15 protein-coding genes are annotated in these 16,478 nt (G+C 70.6%); 7 read left to right on the top strand and 8 right to left on the bottom strand.

Annotated features, from left to right (window positions below):
• Positions 1 to 90: 90 nt before the first annotated feature.
• The 7 genes from ACFOY6_RS09060 (at position 91) to ACFOY6_RS09030 (ending at position 6,789) form a co-directional block, all read left to right on the top strand.
• Complete coding sequence (locus ACFOY6_RS09060; RefSeq protein WP_379634719.1) at positions 91 to 1,044, top strand: N-carbamoyl-D-amino-acid hydrolase; 954 nt, start codon at positions 91 to 93, stop codon at positions 1,042 to 1,044.
• A gap of 5 nt (positions 1,045 to 1,049) precedes the next feature.
• Positions 1,050 to 1,898, top strand: a complete 849-nt coding sequence (locus tag ACFOY6_RS09055; RefSeq protein WP_109515211.1) for an amino acid ABC transporter permease — start codon at positions 1,050 to 1,052, stop codon at positions 1,896 to 1,898.
• Positions 1,895 to 2,662, top strand: coding sequence for an amino acid ABC transporter ATP-binding protein (locus ACFOY6_RS09050; RefSeq protein WP_109515212.1), 768 nt, complete (start codon positions 1,895 to 1,897; stop codon positions 2,660 to 2,662). The genes ACFOY6_RS09055 and ACFOY6_RS09050 overlap by 4 nt, the downstream gene beginning before the upstream one ends.
• 13 nt (positions 2,663 to 2,675) lie before the next feature.
• The gene (locus ACFOY6_RS09045) at positions 2,676 to 3,500 is read left to right on the top strand and encodes an ABC transporter substrate-binding protein (RefSeq protein ID WP_379634715.1); all 825 of its coding nucleotides are present in this window, start codon (positions 2,676 to 2,678) and stop codon (positions 3,498 to 3,500) included.
• Positions 3,487 to 4,386, top strand: coding sequence for a polysaccharide deacetylase family protein (locus ACFOY6_RS09040; protein ID WP_379650246.1), 900 nt, complete (start codon positions 3,487 to 3,489; stop codon positions 4,384 to 4,386). Before ACFOY6_RS09045 ends, ACFOY6_RS09040 begins: the two co-directional genes overlap by 14 nt.
• Positions 4,387 to 4,450: 64 nt before the next feature.
• A complete protein-coding gene (locus ACFOY6_RS09035) occupies positions 4,451 to 5,308 on the top strand; it encodes a transporter substrate-binding domain-containing protein (RefSeq protein ID WP_379650244.1) in 858 nt (285 codons plus the stop codon).
• An 83-nt stretch (positions 5,309 to 5,391) separates the two neighbouring features.
• Positions 5,392 to 6,789, top strand: a complete 1,398-nt coding sequence (locus ACFOY6_RS09030; protein ID WP_109515216.1) for an amidohydrolase family protein — start codon at positions 5,392 to 5,394, stop codon at positions 6,787 to 6,789.
• 93 nt (positions 6,790 to 6,882) lie between these two features.
• Here ACFOY6_RS09030 and ACFOY6_RS09025 read toward each other — a convergent pair whose 3' ends face one another.
• The 8 genes from ACFOY6_RS09025 to ACFOY6_RS08990 all read right to left on the bottom strand — a co-directional run bounded on the left by ACFOY6_RS09025 (position 6,883) and on the right by ACFOY6_RS08990 (position 16,413).
• Complete coding sequence (locus ACFOY6_RS09025; protein ID WP_379650242.1) at positions 6,883 to 7,869, bottom strand: Bug family tripartite tricarboxylate transporter substrate binding protein; 987 nt, start codon at positions 7,867 to 7,869, stop codon at positions 6,883 to 6,885.
• A gap of 92 nt (positions 7,870 to 7,961) precedes the next feature.
• Positions 7,962 to 9,050 (bottom strand): ABC transporter ATP-binding protein, encoded by a 1,089-nt coding sequence (locus tag ACFOY6_RS09020; protein WP_379650240.1) that lies wholly within the window; start codon positions 9,048 to 9,050, stop codon positions 7,962 to 7,964.
• A 23-nt stretch (positions 9,051 to 9,073) separates the two neighbouring features.
• Entirely contained in the window at positions 9,074 to 9,907 is an 834-nt protein-coding gene (locus ACFOY6_RS09015; RefSeq protein ID WP_109515219.1) for a carbohydrate ABC transporter permease, read from the bottom strand.
• Complete coding sequence (locus tag ACFOY6_RS09010; RefSeq protein WP_379650238.1) at positions 9,904 to 10,833, bottom strand: carbohydrate ABC transporter permease; 930 nt, start codon at positions 10,831 to 10,833, stop codon at positions 9,904 to 9,906. The genes ACFOY6_RS09015 and ACFOY6_RS09010 overlap by 4 nt, the downstream gene beginning before the upstream one ends.
• A gap of 17 nt (positions 10,834 to 10,850) precedes the next feature.
• The gene (locus tag ACFOY6_RS09005) at positions 10,851 to 12,128 is read right to left on the bottom strand and encodes an ABC transporter substrate-binding protein (RefSeq protein ID WP_379650236.1); all 1,278 of its coding nucleotides are present in this window, start codon (positions 12,126 to 12,128) and stop codon (positions 10,851 to 10,853) included.
• 295 nt (positions 12,129 to 12,423) lie between these two features.
• The gene (locus tag ACFOY6_RS09000; protein ID WP_181377961.1) at positions 12,424 to 12,600 is read right to left on the bottom strand and encodes a hypothetical protein; all 177 of its coding nucleotides are present in this window, start codon (positions 12,598 to 12,600) and stop codon (positions 12,424 to 12,426) included.
• Between the two features lie 489 nt (positions 12,601 to 13,089).
• Positions 13,090 to 15,186, bottom strand: a complete 2,097-nt coding sequence (locus tag ACFOY6_RS08995) for an ELWxxDGT repeat protein (RefSeq protein WP_379650234.1) — start codon at positions 15,184 to 15,186, stop codon at positions 13,090 to 13,092.
• A gap of 435 nt (positions 15,187 to 15,621) precedes the next feature.
• Complete coding sequence (locus tag ACFOY6_RS08990; RefSeq protein WP_379634695.1) at positions 15,622 to 16,413, bottom strand: SDR family oxidoreductase; 792 nt, start codon at positions 16,411 to 16,413, stop codon at positions 15,622 to 15,624.
• Positions 16,414 to 16,478: the final 65 nt, after the last annotated feature.

Genomic DNA, 16,478 nt, shown 5'->3' with positions numbered 1-16,478 from the left:
ATTCATCATAATCCGGGTAATTGCGCTGCCTTAAAAGCGTGCGACGATGCCGCTCATCGCCGCTTCGCGGCCCCCCGGATGAGGTTCCCGATGCCCCGTATCCTGCGCGTCGCCGCCGCCCAGATGGGCCCCAACCAGCGCGCCGACAGCCGCGCCCAGATCCTGGCCCGGATGATCGCCCTGCTGGAGCAGTCCGCCGCCCAGGGCGCCCAGCTGGTGGTCTTCCCCGAGCTGGCCTTCACCACCTTCTTCCCGCGCTGGCTGCTGAGCGAGGCGGAGCTGGAGGCGTATTTCGAGAGCGCGCTGCCGGGCCCGGACACCCAGCCGCTGTTCGACCGCGCCCGCGAACTCGGCATCGGCTTCTATGTCGGCTACGCGGAGCGCACGGCCGATGGCAAGCGCTTCAACAGCGCCGTCACCGTCGGGCCGGATGGCGCCATCCTGGAGAAGTACCGCAAGGTGCACCTTCCCGGCTCGGTGGAGCCGCGCGAGGGCTCGCGCTTCCAGCAGCTGGAGAAGCGCTATTTCGAGTATGGCGACCTGGGCTTCCCCGCCTTCCACGGCCCCGATTCCTGGGGCGCGCCGGTGCTGGGGATGCTGGTCTGCAACGACCGCCGCTGGCCGGAGGCCTGGCGCGTCTATGGCCTTCAGGGGCTGGAGATGCTGCTGGTCGGCTACAACTCCGCCGCCTATGACCCGAATGGCGGCAACACCGAGGATGCCGGGCTGCGCACCTTCCATTCGCAGCTCGCCGCCCAGTCCAACGCCTACATGAACGCCGCCTGGGCGGTGGCCGTGGCCAAGGCGGGGGATGAGGATGGCTCCGGCCTGATCGGCGGCTCCTGCATCGTCGACCCCAATGGCCGCATCGTCGCCGAGGCGAAGACGCTGGGCGACGAGGTGGTGGTCGCCGATTGCGACCTCGACCTCTGCGCCCAAGGCAAGGAGAAGATGTTCAACTTCGCCCAGCACCGCCGGCCGGAGATGTACGGGCTGATCACCAGCCGCACCGGCGCCGTGCCGCCCGCCCGCAAGGCGGGCTGAGGCCGATGGCGCAGGGACGGCCCCCCTCCACGCTGCCCGACATCGCCCACTACACCCATGTCCCCAACCGCCACTGGGGGCGCTGGGCGGCGGTGGCGGTCATCGTGCTGCTGCTGGCCGGGCTTGCCCGCGCCTTCGCGGTGGGCGACATCGAGTGGCGCTTCGTCGGCAGCTTCTTCACGGCGCCCGCCATCATGGCCGGGCTGTACAACACGCTGTGGATGACCTTCGGCGCCATGGCGCTCGGCATCGCGCTCGGCGTCGTCACCGCGGTGATGCGGATGTCGCCCAACCCGGTGCTGCAGGGCGTGGCCATGGGCTACACGTGGCTGTTCCGCGGCACGCCGGTCATCCTGCAGCTGCTGCTCTGGTTCAACCTGGCGCTGATCTTCCCGCGCCTCGGCTTCGGCGAGTTCTCGGTCCGCACGGTGGACGTGATGACGCCGGCGCTCGCCGCGCTGCTCGGCCTCGGCATCAACCAGGGCGCCTACACCTCCGAGGTGATCCGCGCCGGCATGCTCTCGGTCGATGCCGGGCAGTACGAGGCGGCGAAGGCGATCGGCATGACGCGGCTCAGGGCGCTGCGCCGCATCATCTTCCCGCAGGCGATGAAGGTGGTGATCCCGCCGCTCGGCAACGAGTTCATCGGCATGGTGAAGCTGACCTCGCTGGCCAGCGTCATCCAGTTCGCCGAGATCCTGCACGCGGCGCAGAACATCTACTACGCCAATTCCCGCGTCATCGAGCTGCTGATCGTGGCCGCGTTGTGGTACCTGATCATCGTCTCGGTCCTGACGCCCTTGCAGATGCTGCTGGAGCGCCGCTTCGCCCGCGGCACCGGAGGCACCCGATGAGCCCGCCCCTCGTCTCCATCGTCGATGTCCGCAAGAAGTTCGGCGACTTCCAGGCGCTGGACGGCGTCTCGCTCGATGTCCAGGCCGGCGAGGTGCTGTGCATCATCGGCGCTTCCGGCTCCGGCAAGACCACGCTGCTGCGCTGCGTCAACCAGCTCGTCACCATCGACAGCGGCGCCATCTGGGTCGATGGCGCGCTGACCGGCTGGCGCATCGAGGGCACGCGGCTGCACGCCCTGCCGGAGAAGGAGATCGCGCGGCAGCGGCTGGCCACCGGCATGGTGTTCCAGCGCTTCAACCTCTTCCCGCACATGACGGCGCTCGAGAACATCATCGAGGGGCCGGTGCAGGTGCAGGGGCGCAACCGCGCCGAGGCGGTGCGCGAGGCCGAGGCGCTGCTGGCCCGCGTCGGCCTGGCCGACAAGGCCGGCGCCTACCCGGCCAACCTCTCGGGCGGGCAGCAGCAGCGCGTCGCCATCGCCCGCGCCCTGGCCATGAAGCCCAGGCTGATGCTGTTCGACGAGCCGACCAGCGCCCTCGACCCCGAGCTGGTGGGCGAGGTGCTGGCGGTGATGAAGGAACTCGCTGCGTCCGGCATGACCATGATCGTGGTGACGCACGAGCTGGGCTTCGCCCGCGAGGTTGCGGACCGCGTCGTGTTCATGGACCGTGGCGCCATCGTCGAATCCGGCCCGGCCGCTGAGGTGCTGGGCAACCCGAGGGAAGCCCGCCTCAAGGCCTTCCTCTCCGCCGTCATCGCCTGAAGGAACAGAGCGCATGTTCAAGAAGCTTCTGCTGGCCGCGACCGTGCTGGCCCTTCCCGTGGCGGCGCAAGCCGCCGAGCTGCCCGCGCGCATCAAGTCGCGCGGCGCCATCATCGCCGCCATCGTGCCGAACTACCCGCCGCTCGAGATGCGCGACCCGCAGACCAACCAGCTCACCGGCTTCGACGTGGAGCTGGGCAACGCCCTGGCCGAGAAGCTGGGCGTGAAGATGCAGTGGCAGGAGACCAGCTTCGACCAGATGCTGGCCTCGGTGCGCACCGGGCGGGTGGACATCATCCTCTCCGGCATGTCCGACCTGAAGTCCCGCCAGGAGACGGCGACCTTCATCGACTATCTGCGCTCGGGCAGCCAGTTCTTCACCCAGGCCAGCCGCGCCGCCGAGTTCCCGAACGCCGAGGCGCTCTGCGGCAAGCGGGTGGGCGCCAGCCGCCGCACGGCGCTGCCCAACGACATCAAGGGCTTCAGCGACGCCAACTGCGTGGGCAAGGGCAAGCCGGCCATCGAGTACGTGCCGACCGAGGGCTCGGCCGATGCGCGCACCCAGCTCCGCCAGGGCCGCATCGACGCCGCCATGCAGGGCGGCGAGACGCTGCCCTACATCATGGGCCTCGAGCCCAACACCTACGCGCCGGTGGGCGAGCCGGTGCGCTACACGCTGATGGGCATCGCCACCGGCAAGGAGGAGACCCAGCTCCAGCAGGCGCTGGCCGAGGGGCTGCGCGGCCTGATGGCGGACGGCACCTACGCGAAGCTGGCCGAGAAGTGGCAGCTTTCGCCCTCGAAGATCCCCGAGGTGCAGATCAATGGCGGCGAGTGACGCCGGGCTGAAGGCAGGGCTCGACGCCCTGCCGCTGCTGCCGGCCAACCGCGCGCCGCTGGCCCCCGAATACCCCTGGCCGGGGGCCCAGGCGGCGGCGATGTTCCTCTCCTTCGACGTCGATGCCGAGAGCGCCTGGACCGCCAAGGACCCCGCCCGCTACGGCGAGCTGGTGACCATGTCCTTCGGCGGCTACGAGGCGCGCGTCGGCACGCCGAAGCTGCTGGAGATGCTGCGCCGCCTCGGGCTGAAGGCCACCTTCTTCATCACCGGCTGGTCGGTCGAGGCGCATCCCGCCATGTGCGAGGCCATCCTGAAGGATGGCCACGAGATCGGCCACCACGGCTTCCACCACCTCATGCCGCAGCCGGGCGACCCGATGCTGGTGGAGGAGGTGGATCGCGGCCTGGAGACCCTGAAGCGCCGGCTCGGCGTGGTGCCCAAGGGCTACCGCGCCCCCTCCGGCGAGTTCTGCGAGGAGCTGCGCGTCCTGCTGAAGGCGCGCGGCCTGCTCTACACCTCCTCCTTCCGCGACGATGTGCGGCCCTACCGCCACCTGCTGGCCGATGGCACGCCGGGTCTCGTCGAGCTGCCCGTCACAGCCAGCTACGACGACTGGCTGCTGGGCCTCTCGCAGCGCTACAGCCGCCACACCATCCAGCCGCGCGAGGCCGTCTTCTCCATGTGGAAAGACGAGCTGGACGAGATCCGTGACTGGGGCGGCATGGTGACCACCGTGCTGCACCCGCAATGCAGCGGCCGCCCGATGCGGCTGCGCCTGCTGCGCGAGTTCCTGCAATACGCGCAGGGCTGCGGCGATGTCTGGATCACGACCGGCGAGGAGATCGCCGCGCATTTCACCGCCTGCGAGCAGAAGGCCGGCTGAACCGGCCTCCTCGCCACCACGCTTTCGCCAGCCCCACGGCAGACCCCCACTCCGGAGACTTCGCATGAATTCCTTCAAGCGTATCCTGGCGGCGGGCCTGGCCCTGGCGTTGACGGGGGCGCTGGCGGGGGCGGCCCCCGCCTTCGCGCAGAGTGCCCCGCTGCCGGAGGCCATCCGCGCCGCCGGCGCGCTCCGCGTCGGCATCGAGGCCACCTATCCGCCGATGGCCTACAAGGACCCCGCCACCAACGAGCGGCGCGGCGTCAATGTCGATCTGGTCACCGCCATCGGGCGGGACCTGGGCGTGGAAATCCGCTGGGAGGAGATGTCCTTCGAGCAGATCATCAACTCGCTGACCACCGGCCGCATCGACTTCAGCGGCACCTCGATGACCGACCTGCCGGCGCGACGCGAGAAGCTCACCTTCGTCGACTACATCACCACCGGCGGGCAGCTCTTCACCACCCGCGCGCTCGCCGCCTCGATCCGCGAGGCGACGGATTTCTGCGGCAGATCCGTCTCCACGCCGCGCTTCACCAACTACTTCCCCTCCGGGCAGGCCTGGAGCGAGAAAGCCTGCGTGGCCGCCGGCAAGCCGCCCATGCAGGTGGTGGGCAGCAACGGCGCCACCGCCTCCCGCACCGACCTGCGGCAGGAACGCACCCAGGGCGCCATCCTCGGCGCCGAGTTCGTCGCCCACCTCCAGCGCACCGAGCCGGAGAACTGGGCGGCGGTCGGCAAGCCCATCACCGACAACCTCTCGGGCCTTGCCTTCCCAAAGGACGCCACCACGCTGCGCGACGCCATCGCCGCCTCGCTCCAGCGGCTGATCGACAACGGCACCTATGGCGAGATCCTGAAGAAGCACGGGATCGCGGCGCAGGCGATCAGCCGCGTGTCGGTCGACGCGGGGCAGCCGTAAGGGCAGGGGGCGCCGCCCCCTGCAACCCCCGCCGGGGTGACAGGGTCACCCCGGACCCCGCCATCAGTTTTTGGAACCCCGCCATGGACCTGCTCGTCACCAACGCCGCCATCGTCACCTGCGATGAGGAAAGGCGGGTCCTGGGGCGGCACGCCATCCTGGTCCGGGGCAACCGCATCGAGGCCCTCGGGCCGACCGAGGCGCTGGAGGCGGCGCATCCCGAGGTGGAGCGCTTCGACGCGCGCGGCCTCGCCGTGCTGCCGGGGCTGGTCAACGCCCACACCCACACCGTGCTCACCGCCCTGCGCGGCTCGGTGGAGGACTGGGAGGGCGACATGATCTACGGCTACATGTCGCCCATCTCCTACACCATGACCGACGAGGAGCGGGCCGTGATGGCTATGCTCGGCTGCGTCGAGGCCATCCGCAGCGGCAGCACCACGCTGGTCGATCCGTTCCGCCACGTGCTGTCCTATGGCAAGGCGATGGCTTCCACGGGGCTGCGCCTCTGGCTCTCCGAGAGCTGCGCCGATATCGACACCCGCCGCATCCGCCATGGCGACTACCGCGAGGACCCGGCCTTCGGCGCGCAGTTCCTGGAGCGCGCGGAAGCCATGATCGAGGCGCTGCACGGCAGCCATGGCGACCGCGTGCGCTGCCAGGTGGCCGCCCACGCGCCGGACAACTGCTCCCCCGCCATGCTGCGCAGCCTGCTCGACCTGGCGGCGAAGCACGGGCTGACGCGCACCGTTCACCTCTCGCAGAGCCCCGGCGAGGAGAAGGCGGTGCAGGCGGCGCGTGGCACCAGCTCGGCCGGCTATCTCGACCGCGAGGGCTTCCTCGGCCCCGACCTCACCGCCGCGCACTGGACCTTCTGCACGCGGCAGGACATCGAGACCCTGGCGGCGCGCGGCGTCACCATGGCGCACACGCCGGCCAGCATCTCCCGCCGCCGGGGCATGCACCGCGCGCTGCTCGGCCCGATCCGCGATGCCGGCGTGCGCGTCGCCTTCGGCACCGACAACATGACCGAGGACATGTTCCAGGCCATGACCATCGGCTCCATCCTGCACCGCACGGGGCGCGGCCGCGCGGAAGAGGGCGGCGTGCTCCCCGGCCCCGATGCCATCCTCGACGCGGTGACGCGCGACGCGGCGGCGAGCGTCGGCGCGGGCCATGAGATCGGCCGCATCGCGCCGGGCTGGAAGGCGGACCTGACCTTCCTCGACCTGAACACCCCGGCGCTGCGGCCGGTGATCCGCCTCGTTTCCAACATCGTGCATTATGGCCATCCGGGCGCGGTGCACTCGGTGATGGTGGATGGCGCCTTCGTCCTGCGCGACCGCAAAATCCTGACGGTGGACGAGCCGGCCCTGCTGGAGGAGGCCGAGGCCGTCACCCGCCGCGTCTGGGCACGGATGATCGCGCAGAACCCTGACCTCGCGCGCCCAGCCTCGGAACTGCCCTGGCTGGAGTTATGAGGAAGGTTCTTTGAGGCGCTGCGCCACCAGCAAGGGTGCAGCGCCAAACGAACAAAGTCTTTTTGCTTCTTTTTCTTCAGAAAAAGAAGATTCTCAATCCGCTCGCGCCCCGGAGGCCTGCACCACCTGCTTCCACATCGGCCGCTCGCGGTTGGCACGGGCGGCGGCTTCCTCGGCGGTGCTGGAGAGTGCCAGCGCGCCGCCCTGGATGAAGCGCTTCTGCATCGCCTCGTCCTGCGCCACCTGACGCATGGCGCCGTTCAGCCGCTCGATGATGGCGGGCGGCGTGCCGGCCGGCGCCACGAAGGCGCCCCACACGGTGATGACGAAATCCGGAATGCCGGCTTCCGCCATGGTGGGGATGTTCGGCAGGGTGGGCCAGCGCGTGGCGCCCGTCACCGCCAGCCCGCGCATCCGCCCTTCCTGGATCAGCCCGATATGCGAGGCGAGGTTGTCGAGCGCGATGTCCACGTCGCCGGCCAGCAGGGCGGGCACCGTCTGCGCCGCGCCGCGATAGGGCACATGCGTGGCCTTCACCCCCGTGCGGCTGAACAGCATGCTGCTGGAGAGGTGGGTGGTCTGGCCGATGCCGGTGGAGCCATAGGTGATGCCGTCCGGCTTCTTCTTCGCCCAGTCGATGAACTCGGCCAGGGTCTTCGACGGATTCTTGTCTGGCGAGAGGACGGCCACGTTCGGCGTCTCCCAGGCCAGGCCGATCGGCACCAGGTCCTTCTCCGTGTCGAAGGGCATGCTGCGGAACAGGAACTGGTTGATGGCCATGATGCTGGCGGTGACGGCGCCGATGGTCAGCCCGTCCGGCGCCGCCTTGGCCACGGTGTCGGTGCCGAGATTGCCGCTGGCGCCGGCGCGGTTCTCCACCACCACCGGCTGGCCGAGCGAGGCGCTCATGCGCTCCGCGTAGAGGCGGCTGATCACGTCGGTGGAGCCGCCGGGCGGGTAGGGCACGATCAGCCGGATCGGGCGCTGGCCCGCGAGGCCCTGCGCCAGGGCCGGGGTGCAGAGGGCGGCGGCCGCCGGCACGGCCAGGGTGGCGCGCAGCAGGCTGCGACGTAGGGTCATGGTCTGTCTCTCCCGTTCCACGCCGTTCGTTGCGGCGCTCTGCGGAGAGGATCGGCCAGGGGCGGCGCTCCGTCTACCCCTCGGGCCAGCCTTCAGTCGCGGCGAGGCAGGGCGGTGCCGTCCTCGCGGAACAGGTGGCAGGCGGCGGGCGGCAGGTGGAAGCGCCCCGGCTGGCCCTCGCGCAGCCGCGCGCCTTCGGGGATGCGCGCCGTCAGCAGCGTGCCGTCCGGCGCGCGCAGATAGGCGAGCTGCTCGTCGCCCAACTCCTCCACCACCTCGACGGGGCCGGCGAGGGCGGCACCCTCGCCCTCCAGCCGCACATGCTCGGGGCGGATGCCCAGCGTCAGCGCCTCGCCCGGCCGCGCGCCGGCGCCGGCCACCGGCACGTCGAGCCGCGCCCCGCCCGGCAGGCCGACCGTGACCACCCCCGCCGCGCTTCCCTCCGCGCGGACGGGCAGAAAGTTCATGCGCGTGCTGCCGATGAAGCCGGCGACGAAGAGGTTGCGCGGGTGCCGGTACAGCTCCACCGGCGCGCCCGTCTGCTCGATGCGCCCGGCATTCAGCACCACGATGCGGTCGGCGAGCGTCATCGCCTCCACCTGGTCGTGCGTCACGTAGATCATGGTGCTGCGCATCGACTGGTGCAGCCGGGCGATCTCGATGCGCATCTGCACCCGCAGGCTGGCGTCGAGGTTGGAGAGCGGCTCGTCGAACAGGAACACCTGCGGCTCCCGCACGATGGCGCGGCCGATCGCCACCCGCTGCCGCTGGCCGCCGGAGAGCTGCTTCGGCAGGCGGTCCAGCAGCGGCGTCAGCTCCAGCGTCTCCGCCACGGCGCGCACCTTGGCGTCGATCTCGGCGCGGCGGGCGCGGCCCATCTCCAGCCCGAAGGCGATGTTCTGGTGCACCGTCATGTGCGGGTAGAGCGCATAGGACTGGAACACCATGGCGATGCCCCGCTCGCGCGGCGGCTTCGCCGTCACGTCCTCGCCGCCGATGTGGATGGAGCCGGCGCTGACGCTCTCCAGCCCCGCCACCAGCCGCAGCAGGGTGGATTTGCCGCAGCCCGAGGGGCCGACGAAGACGCAGAACTCGCCATCGCCGATGCTGAGGTCGACATCGCGGATCACCGTCGTGCGGTCGAAGCGCTTCTGGACGTTGCGCAGCTCCACGGAGGCCATGCGGGGGGATCCTTCTGTGCTGGTCATCCCTTCACCGCGCCGGCGGTGAGGCCCGAGACGATCTTGCGCTGGAAGGCCAGCACGAGCAGCACCACGGGGATGGTGACGATTACGGAGGCGGCCATCACCAGCCCCCAGGGCAGTTCCTGCCGGCTGCCGCCGCTGAGCAGCGCGATGGCGACGGGCACGGTGCGCGTCTCGGCCGAGAGGGTGAAGGTGAAGGCGAAGAGGAACTCGTTCCAGGAGACGATGAAGGCCAGCAGCGCGGTGGGCGCCATGGCCGGCCACAGCAGCGGCAGGAACACCCGGCGGATGACGGTGAGCGGCGAGGCGCCATCGGCATAGGCGGCCTCCTCCAGCTCCTTCGGCAGCTCGCGCATGAAGGTGGTGAGCACCCACACGGTGAAGGGCAGGGTGAGCACGAGGTTGGCCAGCATCAGCCCCGGCAGCGTGTCGTAGAGGCCGAGGGCGCGGATCAGCTCGAACATGCCGGAGAGCACCGCCACCTGCGGGAACATGGAGACGCCGAGGATGGTCAGCATCAGCGCGCCACGGCCGCGGAAGCGCACCCGCCCCAGCGCGTAGGACGCCGTGACCGCCAGCAGCAGCGACAGCCCCACCACGGCGGCGGCCACCAGCACCGAGTTCAGGATGGTGCGGCCGAAATTGAGCTGGGTGAAGACCTGCACGTAGTTGGAGAGGTCCAGAGTCTCCGGCCACAGCGCCGGCGAGAACAGTTCCGTGCCGGAGCGGAAGGAGGTGACCACCGCATGATAGAAGGGGAACAGCGCGAAGGCGCCGATCGCCAGCAGCAGTAGCGCGAAGCCGCCGCGCGCGAGGAGGGCGCGGCCGTTCATCGGGTGCTCTCCCCGCCGAGCCGCAGCCGCCCCAGCAGCACCACCGAGAGGGTGAGCAGCGCGATCACCAGGAACAGCAGGGTGGAGGCCGCCGAGCCGTAGCCGACATCCTGGAAGTCGACCAGCTGCTGCCGGGCATAGACCGACATGGACTGGGTGCCGGCGGCGTTGGCGGTCAGCACGTAGATCAGGTCGAACACCCGCAGCGAATCCAGCGCGCGGAAGATCAGCGCCACGATCAGCGCCGGGCGGATCAGCGGCAGCGTGACGCGGAAGAACACGCGCACCGGGTGGATGCCATCCACCCGCGCCGCCTCGTAGCAATCGGCGGGCAGCATCTGCAGCGCGGCCAGGATCAGCAGCGCGACGAAGGGCGTGGTCTTCCACACATCGACGATCACCACCGCCCACATGGCGAGGTCCGGGTCGGCCATCCAGGCCACCGGCGCGCTGATGATGCCGAGGCCGAGGAGCGCGTGGTTGATGACACCGAACTGGTCGTTCAGCATCCAGGCCCACATCCGCGCCGAGACGATGGTGGGGATCGCCCAGGGGATCAGGATGGCCGCGCGCACCAGCCCGCGCAGCGGGAAGCGCGCATTCAGCGCCAGCGCCACCACCATGCCCAGCACCGCCTCGATCGAGACGGAGATGAGGGCGAACCAGACGGTGCGCCACACCGCCCGCCACCATGCGGGGTCGGCCAGCAGGCCCAGCCATTCGCCCTCGTAGTATTCGAGGTAGTTGGCGAAGCCGATGAAGCGGTAGTTCTCCAGGTCGATCAGCTCGGCATCGGTGAAGCTGAACCAGATGGTGCGCAGCAGCGGCCAGCCGGCCACCACCGCCAGCACCGCCAGGGTCGGCGCCAGGAACAGCCAGGCGGCGCGCACGCGCAGCCTCGCCAGGCCGAGATCGTCATCCCTCATGCGGGCCATGCCTCCGCTCACCAGCCGCGCCGGCTGAGGCGCCGCAGGTCGCGCCGCAATTCACCGAGCGCCGGCGCGGCCTGCTCGCGGCCGGAGAGCACGGCGTGCACCCGCGTCCAGAAGGCGTGCGAGACGCGGTTGTACTTGGTGCCCGTGGCACGCGAGGGCCGCGCCACCGCGTTGCTGAAGGTGCCGTAGAGCGCCCGGAAGAAGGGGTTGGCGGCGATCACCTCGGCATCCTCGTAGAGCGCCGGGCGGGTCGGGTTGTAGGCGGCCACCACGGCGCGGCGTTTCTGCTCCGCCGCGCCGGTGAGGTACATCACCAGCGAGGCGGCTTCCTCCGGATGGCGGGAATAGCGCGAAACGCCGAGGTTCCAGCCGCCCAGCACGCCCGTCTGCTCGCCCTGCGCGCCATGCGGCAGGGCGGCGATGCCGACCTTGCCGCGCACCGGGCTGTCCGCGCCCTGCGCCAGCGCCCAGGCATAGGGCCAGTTGCGCATGAACACCGCGTTGCCGGACTGGAAGATGCCGCGCGCCTCCTCCTCCGTGTAGGTCAGCGCGCCTTCAGGGGCGATGCGGCCGATCCAGGCGGCGGCGCGGCCGATGGCCTCGGCGGCGCGAGGGTTGTCGATGGTGATGCCGCCCTCGTCGTCGATGATGGTGCCGCCGCCGGAGCTGGCCACCCATTCCAGGGCGTTCACCGTCAGCCCCTCATAGGCGCGGCCCTGGAACACGTAGCCCCAGAGGCCGTTGCCACCCGCCGCGCGCTCGGCCTCCTGGATGGCGCGCGCCGTCTCCTCCATCTCCGCCCAGGTGGCGGGGACGGGGCGGCCGTGCTTCTCCAGCAGGTCCTTCCGGTAGAACAGCACGCCGGCATCGGTGTAGAGCGGCATGGCGATCAGCCGGCCCTCCACCATGTTGTTCTCGATGATGGCGGGGAAATGCGCCGCCTCGGCGCCCTGGCTGTGCGGCTTCAGGTCGATGAAGTGGGTGGCGAGGATGCCGGGCCAGACCACGTCGAGCTGGTAGATGTCGATCTGCGAGGCGCCGCCGGCCAGCATCATCTGGTAGAGCGCCAGCCGCTCGCTGGCGGAATTGGGCACCGAGACGGTGCGTACCGTGTGGCCTGTCTGACGCGCCCAGGCCTCGGCGCCATCCCGGCACAGTTCCAGCTCCTGTCCCAGCGCGCCGCAGGAGATGGTGATCTCCACCGCCCGCGCCTGGGGGGAGAGGGGGCCGAGCCCGCCCAGCAGGGCCAGCAGGGCGATGATTCGCGACGCCCGGTTCAGGCGCATGACGGTGTCCTCCCAGCAAGGATCGGCGGGGCAGGCACCGGGCGGGGCACGAGGGCTGAAGCGCGGTGCCATCTTCCCAGGACCACGCGGCAGGCCGCGCGACGGGTTCCGGACAGGGCCCGGCCCGGCATTGGCCGCGGCAGGGGGCAGGAACCGCTACCTGCGCGAGCGGGAGGATGCAACCCACCGCCGGGAAGAAGCCTGTGCGGGAATGTCGGCGCCCAGCCGGGCGGGCATGAAAAAACCCGGCTCAGGGCCGGGCTCTCTCAGGAACGAACGGGGATGGAAGACGGGCTTACCAGCGGCCCGTGGCGCCCAGCGCGAAGGGGCTGCGCTCGCCCCAGGAATTCCAGGCGGCATACAGGCCAGGCGCCTCGTCGCGCCAGGTGTCGTCGCGGCGGCCCTCAACCGGGGCGGCGGCCTGGCGACGATCGGCGGCCGTGTCGGCGATGATCTTGGTACGGTCCATCATGGCTGCCCTCCTTTGATGAGGACACAATTAAGGCGAGGTGCTGCCTTATTCCAGCCCTAATTCGGCAAGGCGCGTCACGATCGCGCCATAATCTGGCGGAAATGGAGCCGATGAGGCTGCCCCTTGAGGCGCGAACGCCTGTTTCAGCGCCTTCCGCGAAGGAAAATACCGGTGAAAACAATGGCCTAGGATCGATGCACCCACTATGGCGCGGCTGCCACATTTTTACGGGAGGAAATGGAACCATCCGCACGCAGGGCGTGTCATCCCTCTTCATCATCAACCGAAGAGTGATTATTCTTCAGGAGGAGAGCGCGTAGGTTGGACTTCGCTGAGCGCGGCCACATTTCACCCTCAGCGGGGCGCGGCTGCCGGCCGTGCAAACGCCCTCGAGGGGGCGGAGGATTGTGACGCCCCGGAGGCGTGTCATGTTCCGGAGGCCAGTGGACGCCGGCGTGGCCCCGCCTGTCCCGGCGGGGCCGCGGGTTGTCAGGCCGGGAAGACCTCGCGCCCCTCGGCGGCGCCATGCAGGAGGTAGTGCATCAGCGGGTTCAGCCCGGCGGCGGTGACATCGGGGTTCGCCGCCAGATACGCATCCGTGCCGAAGGCCGCTCCGGGGTCACGCCCCTCGCGCCAGCCATTCTCGGCGTAGTGCCGCAACGGGTCTACTCTGGCCGCCGCCACATCCGGGTTGGCTTCCAGATAGAAGCTGCTGTCGAAGAAGGCATTCGGGTCGCGGCCCTCGCGCCAGCCGAAGGCATGGTAGTGGCTGCTGGGGTCCTGGCCGGAGGCCGCCACATCCGCATTGCCGGCAAAGTAGAAGCCGGCATCCACCAGCGGGTCCTGCGGCCCGGTGGCATGGGGGGTGGCGGCGGTGATGGCCCGGCCCTCGGCCTGGCCGAACTGCAGGTAGTGCAGCAACGGCTCCAGCCCGGCGGCGGCGACATCGGGGTTCGCCGCCAGATAGGCGTCGCTGTCGAAGCCCAGGCTGGGGTCGCGCCCCTCCCGCCAGCCGGAGGTCGTGTAGTGCGCCAGCGGCTCCACCGCCGCGGCGGCGACGTCGGGGTTCTGGTTGAGGTAGTACTCGACGCTGAACAGCGTGTTGGGATCGCGCCGCTCGGCCCAGCCGAAGGCCTGGTAGTGGCTCAGCGCATCGGCGCCGGCGGCCAGCACGTCGGGGTTCTGCGCCAGGTAGAAGGCGGGGTCGAAGCCGGAGGCCAGGATCGGCGGCTCCCGGTCCACGGTCATGGCCGCGGGCAGGGCGGTGAAGCCGCCGGGAAAGGCGCCATCCTTGCCGGGGGCGATGTCGGCCACCAGGCGCGTTCCGGCCGTGGTGCCGTCGGTGAACCACATCTCCCGCCCCGCTTCCTCGGTGACGGCGGAGAACAGCGCGCCGCCATCTCCGGTCGGCACCATGTCGGCGGCGAAGCGGGCGCCGGCGGGCAGGGCGATCAGCAGGCTGGTGCCCTCGGCCGTGCCGTCCGTCACCCACAACTCGCCCGAATCCTCCAGCGCCTGCTGCGCGGTGAACAGCATCCGCCCGTCGCCCAGGGCCTTGAAATTGGCGGGGGCGGAGCTCTGGGCGCCGGGCATGATGTCGCGCAGCAGGCCGGTGCCGGCCGCCGTGCCATCGGTGATCCAGGCCTCGATGCCGTGCTCGGCGTCGCCGGCGGCGAAGATGGCGCGGCCATTGCCCAGCGCCGTCAGCTCCTGCGGCCCCTGGCCGCTGTAGCCCGAGCCGAACTGACGCAGCAGGCCGGTGCCCCCCGGCGTGCCATCGGTGCCCCAAAGGGCGCGGCCCTCGGTGCCGTTGTCGGCGTAGAACACGGCCCGGCCGCCGCCGAGCGGCGTGAAGTCCGGGCTGCCGTAAAAGGGAAGCTCACCGGGCGGCAGGCCGATGAGGCGGCTGGTGCCCTCGGCCGTCCCGTCGGTGACCCAGATCTCGGTTTGCGGCAGCGGGCCGGAGCCCTGGAACAGGATGCGCCCATCGCCCAGCGCGGTCAGGCTGAGTGGCTCCGAGATGCCTTCGGCATTGGGGGTGGTGGCGATGGGACGGGTGCCGTCGGTCGTGCCGTCGGTGATCCAGAGCTGACCGCCGGCCGCCGGGTCATAGGCGGTGAAGACGGCGCGGCCATCGGGCAGGGGCGTGAAGGCGCCGGGGAAGGAGCCGACCGTCCCCGGCACCAGCTCCTTCAGCAGCCGGGTGCCCTCGGCGGTGCCGTCGCTCCGCCACAGCTCGGCGTTGAAATCCTCGCCCTGTGCGCTGAACAGCACGCTGCCATCGGCCATGGTGAAGAAGCCGAAGGGCGAGCCGCTGGCCGCGCCGGGCAGGATGTCGCGCAGCAGGGTGGTGCCCGCCTGGGTGCCATCGGTCACCCACAGCTCCTGGCCATGCGTACCATCATCGGCGGCGAAGAGCAGGCGGCCATTCAGCGTGGAGGTCAGCGACAGCGGAAAGGAACCTGCCGGCCCCGGCCGGATGTCGCGCAGAAGGACCGTGCCCTCGGCCGTGCCGTCGGTGCGCCAGAGCTCGGTACCATGATCAGTGTTGCCGGCCTGGAAAACATAACCGTCACGCAGGGGCATGCGTCGCTCCTCACTCTTGCCGTGCGGGGCAGGGGCGGCGTCCACGCAGCCGGCTCGCCTCCGCCTCTGCGCGCTTCTCCGCAGGATCGGCCGCCCGGGTCAACGACGGCGAAAGCGCAAGCTTGGGCGGCGGGCGGTGGTTGCCGGGCGAGCGGCAAGGGCGGTGCGTGGCCGGGAGGGAACCCCAGCGGCCCTTGCGGCGCAACGCCTGCGGGCGGTTCAGGCGCTTCCGCCGTTGCGCGGCCGCGCACCAAGAGGGCGCCGGAGGAGGGAGAATACTCCCCCGTTCATCGCCGAGATTTGCACGAGAACCACTTTTGTTTTGCGTTGCAATAACAACGCGCGGTTTCAGGCGATTCTTCTTTGTCTGCTGTGGTTGTGGAAGGAGGCGGCAGATCGCCAGATCTAGCCTGGCCGATTCGCGCGCCGCAGGTATCAGGTGATGGGGCAGCTGCCGCCATCGACGTTGATCGCCGTGCCGGTGATGTAGGAGGCGGCGTCGGAGGCGAGGAAGCAGGCGGTCTGGGCGAATTCCTCGGCCCGGCCGACGCGGCCGAGCGGCACGCCGCGCCCCATCTCGGCCAGCAGCGCCTCCAGCGGCTGGCCGGCGGCTTCGGCGCGGCGGCGCCACTGGTCGCTCTCGATCAGCCCCACCAGCAGCGCGTTGACCAGGATGCCGTGCGGCGCGCCCTCACCGGCCAGGATCTTGGTCAGCGCCAGCCCGGCGGCGCGGCTGACGGCGGTGGGCGCGCTGCCGGCGCGGGGTGCCTTGGCGCCGGTGTTCAGCACGTTGATGACGCGGCCCCAGCCGCGCTCGCGCAGCTGCGGCCACACCAGGCGCGTCAGCCGGATGGCGGCGAACAGCTTGAGGTCGAGATCCTCCTGCCAGATGGCATCCGTCACGGTCTCGAAGGCGCCGGTGCGGGAGATGCCCGCATTGTTCACCACGATGTCGATCCGCCCCAGCGCCGCCATGGCGCCGTCATGCCCGGCCTGGATGCCCCCGGCGGTGGCGACGTCGCAGGCGACCGTCGCCACCCGCCCTTGTGTTCCCGCTTCCCGGGCGGCGGCGCGGATCTCCTCCGCCGCGGCCTCCAGCGCCGCCTGCCCGCGCGCCAGGATGGCGACATCGGCGCCCGAGGCGGCGAAGCGCCGGGCCATGGCGAGGCCCAGCCCCTTGCTGCCGCCGGTGATGACCGCCGCGCGGCCCCGCAGACTGATCTCCATGATGCTCTTTTCTCCCGTTGTCGTCCCGCAGCCTGCCGCAGCGCGGCCGGTTGCGCCAGCGGGCG

Origin of the sequence: Teichococcus aestuarii, from assembly GCF_042651065.1 — a bacterium.
GTDB lineage: Bacteria > Pseudomonadota > Alphaproteobacteria > Acetobacterales > Acetobacteraceae > Pseudoroseomonas > Pseudoroseomonas aestuarii.
The sequence above is the reverse complement of the archived record's forward strand: the minus strand, read 5'-3'. Positions and strand labels throughout refer to the sequence as shown.

Bases quoted from the DNA above. Each gene is read 5' to 3' on its own strand.
- ACFOY6_RS09060 (WP_379634719.1), top strand. From the start codon at position 91: ATGCCCCGTATCCTGCGCGTCGCCGCCGCCCAGATGGGCCCCAACCAG.
- ACFOY6_RS09055 (WP_109515211.1), top strand. From the start codon at position 1,050: ATGGCGCAGGGACGGCCCCCCTCCACGCTGCCCGACATCGCCCACTAC.
- ACFOY6_RS09050 (WP_109515212.1), top strand. From the start codon at position 1,895: ATGAGCCCGCCCCTCGTCTCCATCGTCGATGTCCGCAAGAAGTTCGGC.
- ACFOY6_RS09045 (WP_379634715.1), top strand. From the start codon at position 2,676: ATGTTCAAGAAGCTTCTGCTGGCCGCGACCGTGCTGGCCCTTCCCGTG.
- ACFOY6_RS09040 (WP_379650246.1), top strand. From the start codon at position 3,487: ATGGCGGCGAGTGACGCCGGGCTGAAGGCAGGGCTCGACGCCCTGCCG.
- ACFOY6_RS09035 (WP_379650244.1), top strand. From the start codon at position 4,451: ATGAATTCCTTCAAGCGTATCCTGGCGGCGGGCCTGGCCCTGGCGTTG.
- ACFOY6_RS09030 (WP_109515216.1), top strand. From the start codon at position 5,392: ATGGACCTGCTCGTCACCAACGCCGCCATCGTCACCTGCGATGAGGAA.
- ACFOY6_RS09025 (WP_379650242.1), bottom strand. From the start codon at position 7,869: ATGACCCTACGTCGCAGCCTGCTGCGCGCCACCCTGGCCGTGCCGGCG.
- ACFOY6_RS09020 (WP_379650240.1), bottom strand. From the start codon at position 9,050: ATGGCCTCCGTGGAGCTGCGCAACGTCCAGAAGCGCTTCGACCGCACG.
- ACFOY6_RS09015 (WP_109515219.1), bottom strand. From the start codon at position 9,907: ATGAACGGCCGCGCCCTCCTCGCGCGCGGCGGCTTCGCGCTACTGCTG.
- ACFOY6_RS09010 (WP_379650238.1), bottom strand. From the start codon at position 10,833: ATGAGGGATGACGATCTCGGCCTGGCGAGGCTGCGCGTGCGCGCCGCC.
- ACFOY6_RS09005 (WP_379650236.1), bottom strand. From the start codon at position 12,128: ATGCGCCTGAACCGGGCGTCGCGAATCATCGCCCTGCTGGCCCTGCTG.
- ACFOY6_RS09000 (WP_181377961.1), bottom strand. From the start codon at position 12,600: ATGATGGACCGTACCAAGATCATCGCCGACACGGCCGCCGATCGTCGC.
- ACFOY6_RS08995 (WP_379650234.1), bottom strand. From the start codon at position 15,186: ATGCCCCTGCGTGACGGTTATGTTTTCCAGGCCGGCAACACTGATCAT.
- ACFOY6_RS08990 (WP_379634695.1), bottom strand. From the start codon at position 16,413: ATGGAGATCAGTCTGCGGGGCCGCGCGGCGGTCATCACCGGCGGCAGC.